This window comes from bacterium (assembly GCA_030247525.1).
Lineage (GTDB): Bacteria > Electryoneota > JAOADG01 > JAOADG01 > JAOADG01 > JAOTSC01.
In genome coordinates this window covers 1-8366 of the sequence record JAOTSC010000141.1, presented here as the reverse complement: position 1 = coordinate 8366, position 8366 = coordinate 1, and the positions used below count along the sequence as shown (strand labels likewise).

General features: G+C 46.7%; 6 protein-coding genes. 3 read left to right on the top strand and 3 right to left on the bottom strand.

The window, feature by feature from the left end; translation table 11 throughout:
- Positions 1-44: 44 nt before the first annotated feature.
- Genes OEM52_11760 through OEM52_11750 form a run of 3 tightly spaced genes read right to left on the bottom strand, consistent with a single transcriptional unit; the run spans position 45 to position 2258 of the window.
- Positions 45-365, bottom strand: coding sequence for a UvrB/UvrC motif-containing protein (locus tag OEM52_11760; GenBank protein MDK9700812.1), 321 nt, complete (start codon positions 363-365; stop codon positions 45-47).
- Positions 352-1113 (bottom strand): ABC transporter ATP-binding protein, encoded by a 762-nt coding sequence (locus OEM52_11755; GenBank protein MDK9700811.1) that lies wholly within the window; start codon positions 1111-1113, stop codon positions 352-354. Before OEM52_11755 ends, OEM52_11760 begins: the two co-directional genes overlap by 14 nt.
- Entirely contained in the window at positions 1110-2258 is a 1149-nt protein-coding gene (locus OEM52_11750) for an ABC transporter permease (GenBank protein MDK9700810.1), read from the bottom strand. Before OEM52_11750 ends, OEM52_11755 begins: the two co-directional genes overlap by 4 nt.
- A gap of 214 nt (positions 2259-2472) precedes the next feature.
- Between OEM52_11750 and OEM52_11745 the strand changes: the two genes are divergently transcribed.
- The 3 genes from OEM52_11745 to OEM52_11735 form a co-directional block, all read left to right on the top strand.
- On the top strand, positions 2473-4356 hold the full coding sequence (locus OEM52_11745; protein MDK9700809.1) for an outer membrane protein assembly factor: 1884 nt from the start codon (positions 2473-2475) through the stop codon (positions 4354-4356).
- Positions 4353-8099, top strand: a complete 3747-nt coding sequence (locus OEM52_11740) for a translocation/assembly module TamB (protein ID MDK9700808.1) — start codon at positions 4353-4355, stop codon at positions 8097-8099. The genes OEM52_11745 and OEM52_11740 overlap by 4 nt, the downstream gene beginning before the upstream one ends.
- A partial coding sequence (locus tag OEM52_11735; protein ID MDK9700807.1) for a S4 domain-containing protein occupies positions 8096-8366 on the top strand: 271 nt, incomplete at its 3' end. The genes OEM52_11740 and OEM52_11735, both read left to right, overlap by 4 nt.

Below are 8366 nucleotides of genomic sequence, written 5' to 3'. Positions count from 1 at the left end.
ACGGTGTGGAGCTTGTTCGGAATCGACAATGCCGTGCGGAAGACTCATTTGGGTTGTACCGTCTGATTTAACTCGTTGATCAAGTCGCGTAGTTTTGCAGCTAATTCGTAATTCTCTTGTTCGACTGCTTTGTTGAGTTGCTTCTGTAAATCGTTCAACTGCGTTGGTGACGACATCGGATGTTCTTCCATCGGAATTATCGGCATCGGAGAATCGTTCTCCTGAGAAATCGATTGAATTTCGTTTATCAGAGTACGAATCTCATTGTGGAAATACGAGTAACATTCAGCACAGCCTGCCTGATGCCGCACTCGAAGTTCCGTTAAAGTGATTCCGCAAACTGGACATTTTTTATCGATGGACACTGATGTCGATCCTACTCTTTTTTATGTCTGATTCGAGCGATTCTTCGGGTGTCTCTAAGCTGTTTACTCGATCAGAGACGATTTTTCCATTCCCCAATACAATGGTACGTTCGCAACGCTTCGCGAAACCGGTATGATGGGTCGCCATCAACAAAGTCGCGCCATTCTCTTTACAAAAGTCAAACAATAAGTCGACTACGGTTGAGGCAATCTCCCCATCCAGATTACCAGTTGGCTCATCGGCCAACAATAGTTGAGGGTGGTTCATGAGTGCACGTAGTGTCGCCACTCGCTGAGCCTCACCGCCCGATAGGATACTCACTTGGCTGTGTGCCCGTTCCCCCAGTCCGATTCGTTCCAACCACTGTTTCGCTTGCTTCTCGGCGTCGATCAGATTCCCTTTCGCCCACCGAACCGGCAAGAGAAGATTCTCTAACACCGAGAATTCTGGCAGTAAATGATGAAACTGAAAGATGAAACCTATGTACAAACTACGAAACTCGCTTCGCTGTTTTGAGTGTAACGAATCATAATTGGTGCCATTCATCACAATTCGTCCACTGTTCGGCCGGTCCAGCGCGCCAATCAAGTTGAGCAGTGTCGATTTCCCGACTCCACTTGGTCCGGTCACTGCAATCGTAGAACCTCGCTCCACAAACCAATCGATTTCGAGTAAGACATGGTGAAAACTTTTTCCCTCTTGAAAGGAACGGGTTACCCCTTCTAAGACTATCTTTGCTCCGTTCATCCAATCCCCCGGATAGCGACCACCGGGTCTAAGCGGGCTGCTCTCCGAGCTGGATACCAAGCCGCCATTAACGACATTACGAGTGCGATGAGAGACACCATTACAAAATCATTCCATTCAGTGCGAATTGGCAACCGGTCTAAGAAGTAAACATCACCCGGCAGACTAAAGAAACCAAACGTTTGTTGAACCCAACAGAATGAGTAACCCAACAACGAGCCTAACAAAGTACCGATAATGCCGATTAAGCCCCCCTCGAGTAAGAATATCCGAGCTATCCCCGTTTCGTTAGCACCCATCGCCTTCAAAATGCCGATATCTCGACCTTTTTCCAGCACTAACATCACTAAGCTGCTAATAATATTGACCATTGCAACTAAGATGATGAGCGAGAGAACAATGAACGTAGCCCATTTCTCAATCTTAATCCATGCAAATAAGGTGCGATTTTGCTCGAACCAAGTCATTGTAAATAATGGAAAACGAACAAGTTCATGCATTGATTTCGCAACGCGGTCGGCATTTTCGTAATTCGTGATTTTTAGTTCAAAGCCGTGAACACTACCGATAGACAATCCTGCCAATGGTGCTGCTTCTCGCCAGTCGATGTATCCAACTGTATTATCGTATTCAAAAAATCCAGTTGAAAAGATTCCACTAACAACAAAGCGCTTTAGCTGCGGAGTTAGACCGGTAACTCCTCCTGTGGTCACTAAGTACACCGTGTCAGATACTCCAACTCCAATCTTTTCCGCTAAGTAATTTCCTAGCAATATCCCTGCCGCCCCGCCTTCAGGACGTTTCAATGCCATTTTCCCTTGCAGGATCTGTTCGGGTAGCCTGCTCACACTACCTACCAACGATTCATCGATCCCGCGGAGCATGATCCCTTCGGTTTGTTGTTGGTATTTGAGTAATCCACGTGCATGAACAAACGGCGCTGCCCCCTCTATTTCCGGGAACCGCAATAACTGCGCCCGTAGCGTATCGGGAGTTTCAATACCGGTGGTACGGAACGATTGTACTTTGAGATGCGCATCGGCGCCTATGATGCGTTGTCGAACCTCCTGTTCAAAACCGTTCATAACGGATAACGTGATGGTCAACGCAGCAACCCCTACCGTGACGCCAAGGATTGCCATCATGGTCATCACCGAAATGAAGCGGGTTTGCTTTTTGCTTCGTAGGTACCGTAAAGCAATGTATAGGGATGGACTCAAGTCGGATTTCTTTCGTTAAATTTAATGCAACAAAGCTTTGTTGAACTGTGGTACACGAACAAAGTAACGATGATACGTTATACCGCAAAAGGGTCTATGCAGTTCTTGTGTTCTGAATGTACATTGTAGTGTGGTACTCTTGCTTACCAAATTCCCGGTAACCCGGCTTCTTCTTCTTTTTCTGCTTGTAATATTTACAGCAGGCATTGCGGTTGGACAAAAAATCCCTCGTGAATTCATCAGCGCTGATGGGCTGTTGTTACATAAAGTCGAACTCGAAGGATGCCCATTACCTGCGTCGGAAGTTTGGCCAAAAGTGGCTACTGCACAGGCTCCCTGGTATCACAAATTTGTTTTCTGGAAGAAGAAACCACAGTTCGATGGAGTCTCCTTTGCCCGTGATGTGATTCGGCTCGATCATTTTCTCCGTCGGGAAGGTTGGCGGGATTGCAAAGTGAGTGGAGAGGTGCAAGTCGATGAGAAAGAACAAGTTACCGCGATATACCATGTCACTGTCAAGGATCCGACCCGCGTCTTGGCGTTCGGTTTTAATGCCTTTGAAATGGCGCCTCGCGACACGGTGCGGTTCCGACGATACATCGCTTTGGAAAATGGTGGTCGATTCCGCGAGATAGACTTGGTCAATGCTGTCGATTCGTTGCGCTTGCTCTACTCGAAACACGGCTATGCCCGTACTAAGATTACACCAACGGTTCAATGGTCTAATGATTCGCTGTATGTTGAAATCAATTTTAAAATCGAATCTGGTGGCATAAACACCTTCGATACTGCATCCGTCTACGGAGTTCAACGGTTAAAACCAAAGGATGTTACCGCTGACATTCTTGCCCGGCCCGGAAAATCCTATAATTATTCGCTAATAGAGCGAAGTCGCCGCATCCTTTACTCACGGAACCTGTTTCGTAGCGTCGATATCGTAACCGATACTTCCGTGAAGGGCAACCGATTACCATTACGAGTGCGCGTCGTGGAAGCGGATCGTTGGCAAACCAGGTTCGGTCCCGCGTGGGACACTGATGAATTGCTACAGATGACTGGTGAAATCACCGACCGCTTTCTATTGCCCGGCGGTAGAACCGTGAAGCTTAGTGCCGGTGTCGCTTTCCAAGGAAAGTCGACCAATGATTCTGTTGACTATCGCTCGATCCGAAAAGAAACAGTGGATTTAAAAATTGTACAACCTCATCCCTTTGGTCCCGGGTCTGAGTTAACGGTTTCTCCCTTTGCTCTCCATAGCAACGAAGACGGTATTGACAAAATCGGAAGCACTCAAGCGGTTTCGTTCCCATCAGGACCTTGGTGGACAATTCAATTTGCTCAACGGTTGCAGCGGATATGGATCATTAATCAAAAATCGGCTGAGAATTCTTCACTTGAACTATCGAATTTTCAAAATCTCGACTTGTACATCTTAACCGGAACCTTCGATTTTCGTACGGAACAATTTGAAGCCACCCAAGGTGGGATTTTTCAGCCAGAGATCGCCGTTTCTGGCATCTTCTTACCAAGCTCCTCACGCTTCTTCCGCTTAAGAGGCTTCGGGAATTACAATGTCACCTATGATAAAAAACTAACTTATGCTACCCGCGTAGAAACGGGTGCGTTAATTCTGTTTCCCAATTCACCAGCGCCTCCACCTGATGAGAAATTCCATTTAGGTGGACTTGGCTTGATTCGCGGTTGGTCCCGTCGCGAACTCTCACCAAGGGATGCATCGAATACTCCTATCGGAGGTGAGTCCTACTGTGCTGGGTCGCTTGAAGTGCGGTATAAACTGTGGGGACCGTTGTGGTCAGCGTTTTTCTTCGATGCTGGAACTGTCTGGGAGAAGTATCAATCCTATGGAAAATGGCCGCTGCAGACTACCGCTGGTGCGGGTGTTCGGTTGCGGACTCCGATTGGTCCAGTGCGAATCGATATCGGTTGGCAATTAAAACGAAATCAGTTTTACGACAAACCATATCACCCCGAAATTCACTTCGCATTGGGTGAAGTGATATGAGTAAACTCGAACAACACATTTCGTTACGAATTTTAGCACACTCTTTGAATGTAGCAAAATGGACTTTTTTGTCGCTTCTGCTGATCGCTTTAGGAGTGGTGGGAATAATATTGTCGCCGTTAGGACAAGGGAAAATTGCGGGAATACTCGCTGGAGCTGTTTCCTCTGCCGGAGATGGATATTGCACAATCGAAGCAGTGCAACTTCACCGGTTTCCTACGATAACTGTCTTAGGATTTCGCTGGGCATACAAACAAGAACCGGTGATAACCTGCGACTCAATAACAATTCGCGTAATGATTATGCCATTGTTCAGCAAGCAAGTCATCGCACCTACTGTAAAGCTCGCTCATTTGAAGTATCACTTACGCCAAGATAGTACCGGGTGGAACTTCGGACGGCTTATCAAGAAGAAAAATCCTAAACCCAAATCCAACATAGCCGCAAGAACGGGCGAGTTTCCGCTTCGAAGAATTGTAGTTGGGATTCTGGAGTTCAACAACAGTGAATTGATAGTCGATTCGCGCAGTCCAGTTATTAATATTCCGAAATCTCCATTTTTTGTTCGAATCCGAAGCTTCGTATTTGTTAAGAACCGTATGTCGTTTGAGCGAGTAGAGGTTCGACTACCACAGTTAGCAGTTGGAGTTAGTGGTCGAATCGATTTTAGCCATAATCCTCCTTATGGATTTGCGAATGGCGATATTACGTTGGCTGATTCGACCGTTCGCCGGGTTCTGCATTATTGGCCGGAAACTCCTCATGTCGCACTCGATTTTGATGGTTCCCATTCTCCCGGGGGTCTCCATGCGCGCGCTGGCGTTTATCTACCCGGTCAAGCAGTTAATGTCACTGCCAACAATCTCGACGGTAATTTGCATATCATCGGACTCGATGTAACAACTGAGAATTTTGATTTGTCACCATTCGTCACCGGAATCGACTCCACTGCTATAACTGCAAATATCACCGGTGAAGTGCGCGATCCCTTTAGCGATATCAGCTTTGCCGGCAAATTGCTTGTCGATAGTTCTTCACTTCCACCACTCGAAAATCTTACAGCTGACTTGCAATGGAAATTCAATAAGAAGTATGCATCTGCGAAAGGAAAGATTGGCGAGCGTCATGCCAATTTAACGGTGGATGTTTCGACGGTGAATTTTCTGAAAGATAATGCGCAAGCGAAACTTACAGCACATGGTTCTCTGCTCAAATTGCGTGACTTTCTCAAATCTAGTGATTTCCCCGACAGCATTTTTGTGAATCTTGTTTCGAATACAACTGGCAAACAGATTCCCATTGATTCTGTCGCATTTCGTTTATCTACGTCACGCTTACAATTGTATAAAAATGTAGTCGATACTTTGTTTGCTGCGGGGGGGTATCATCGCAATCGCATTACATTAGATACCGTTCGAGCGACTTCTGCGGGGGCACGAATTGCATTAAGTGGCGAAGCGACTACCTACGGTGCCTACGATGTTAAAGGTACAATTGATCACCTATTCGTTGACCGAGTACCACAAGTCTTTTCGGTTGACACTTCAATTGCTGCTACTGCGTCGGTGCAGTTTGATGCGAAAGGTAGTGCCGGGTCTGATTCAGCCAAAGCATCGCATCAAGTTACCTTTTCCGGTTTGTTAGAAAATGTGGTGTATCAAGACTTCTTTGCCGATTCGATTCTTGTTACAGAAGCTGTACTCAATTTTCCCGATTCCCCGTATCTGATTGCATTACGAATCGATTCGCTCCGCTCAAAGTATAGTTTACCTGTTTCGTTAGAGGTTCATGGAAGTTGGAAGCGTGATTCGATTTTGTTGTCGCTACACACAGTCTCCGATACCCTGTCGGTTGATTTTACTGCTGCTGCGAAACTTGATACTTTGCGCGGAATTCTCACGACTCAGATTGATACCCTTCAAATCCGTAACCGCAATTTCCCAATCACGTTAATGCAATCCGCACCAATCGAGGCGACCCGTCGGGGAATCCGATGGGAACGCTATCAAGCCGATACACCGTTGGGTATTGTAAATGGTTCTTTCCGCTACGATACTTCCGGCACGTTCGGCGGTGGCTATGCTATTAGTCAAATGGCACTAACATCCCTCTTGACGGTTGTTCCAAAACTGCGCGATTTGCAAGGAGAGATTTCAGTCGATGGCAACTGGTTGATCCGAAAAAACCATCCGCCAACCGTAACCGGATACTGTAACATTCTTGGCGCAGGCTGGAACAATGTGTATGTACTCGATACCCTTGAAGCACAGTTTGCTATGGAAGATTATCTCCTCAGTTGGGACATGAATGGCAGGCGCGATGGCATCCAAGCATTGTCATCAAGTGGGATTGCTCGATTGACTGATACATCCTTTGTAGGGTTCGATTCCTTGACACTGGAGACAATTGAGATGCCTTCACAATGGTTTGTAGGAATGTTACCCCGTCGCTCGGTTTGGGATGGAACAATCAAAGCGAATGTCCAACGCGATCAAACCAATGGTATAAAACTGTTCGTCGATTTGACCGGCAAGCGTTTTGTGATGCCGGAATTCGGGATCGACCAACGGGATCTTGTCATCAGAGCATCGACCATTGGAAATGCCCTCGTCATCCAACAAGCCGAAACGAAATCTGGAAAAGGAAATTTCAAGCTTACCGGACAAATCGCTTATGACGATTCCTTCACCGTCGATATTCAAGCCCGCGCCCGCGATTTCAGATTCCTCAAACAGCCGCGGAAACAAATTTCCGGCGATCTCGATTTTTCTTTGCACGGACCGCTTAACCACTTAATGATGACCGGTCGCTCGCGAATTTCGGAAGCGGTCTTCGATATGGGCGAAGAAGAAAAAGACTTAGAGGAAGTCTACCTTGAAGATGAAGACGGGGGTGTTTTCCCGGCGTTATCAATTTGGAACAATGCAGAAGGAAGTATCTCGGCAGATGCGCAGGGTAATGTCTGGATTCGTGGCCGCGGTGTGAATGCCGAAGCCCGGATGAATTTGGTGATGTTCAAAGAGACGGGGCAGCAGTACCCCCAGATCTATGGAAACGTCGAGATTCTGCGCGGGTACGTTGTTCAATATGGAAAACGATTGACAATTACTTCTGGGTCACTGACTTTTGATGGACCGCCGTTTGATCCCCGCATGAACATCACTGCTGTAGAGAAAAGTTTGAAACGCACCAAAGGTGTCGATATCACACTATCAATTTCCGGTACAGCGCAAAATCCCGAATTGATCTTGAGTGGTAAAAAGGGTGAGACTCAACTCTCTGAATTTGCCGCTATTGGATACTTGACGATTGGTATGCCACTCGACGAGAACAACTTAAACATCACCAATGAAACGAGCGAGTTAGCCAAGAGTGGAGCAATTGAGCAAGTTACAGGACTGGTAGGACAACGGCTGGGATTATCGGTGTTTGAGTATCGGTCGGCAAAAGATTCAACCACTCGAAAATCATCGGATACTTTAGAAATCGGCGGGTATGTTACTGATAAACTCTTCTTCTCGGTAGCAACACCGGTTAGCACAGGAGTGAACAAAAACACGATCCGCGCTGAATATCAACTGCTGCCTTGGTTGCGATTAGCTACCGAGCGGGATGGCGAAGGGAAACAAACCATCGAAGCATATATTCAAACGGAATGGGATACCCCGCCGATACGCAAACAAAGTACCGTGACTACGCCAACAGATTCGGTGAAAAAAGTGAAGGGGATAGAAACGCCATGAGAGTCGATTTGTGGTTATTCCAAGCACGCCTGTTCAAGTCCCGAACTCAGGCGACGACGGCTTGTAAAGAAGGTAAAGTATATCGTAGCGAGCGAAAACTGGATGCTGCTGATGAAGTGAAAGCCGGCGAACTAATCGAGTTGCGGGAGCGTGGTCTCTACCGTTCTTATCGCATCTTAACCTTACCATTAAAAAACATGTCGAAAGAACTATCGAAGACCACTTATCAGGATGAAACGAAAGAGGAAGTCTTACTTCGGTATAAGC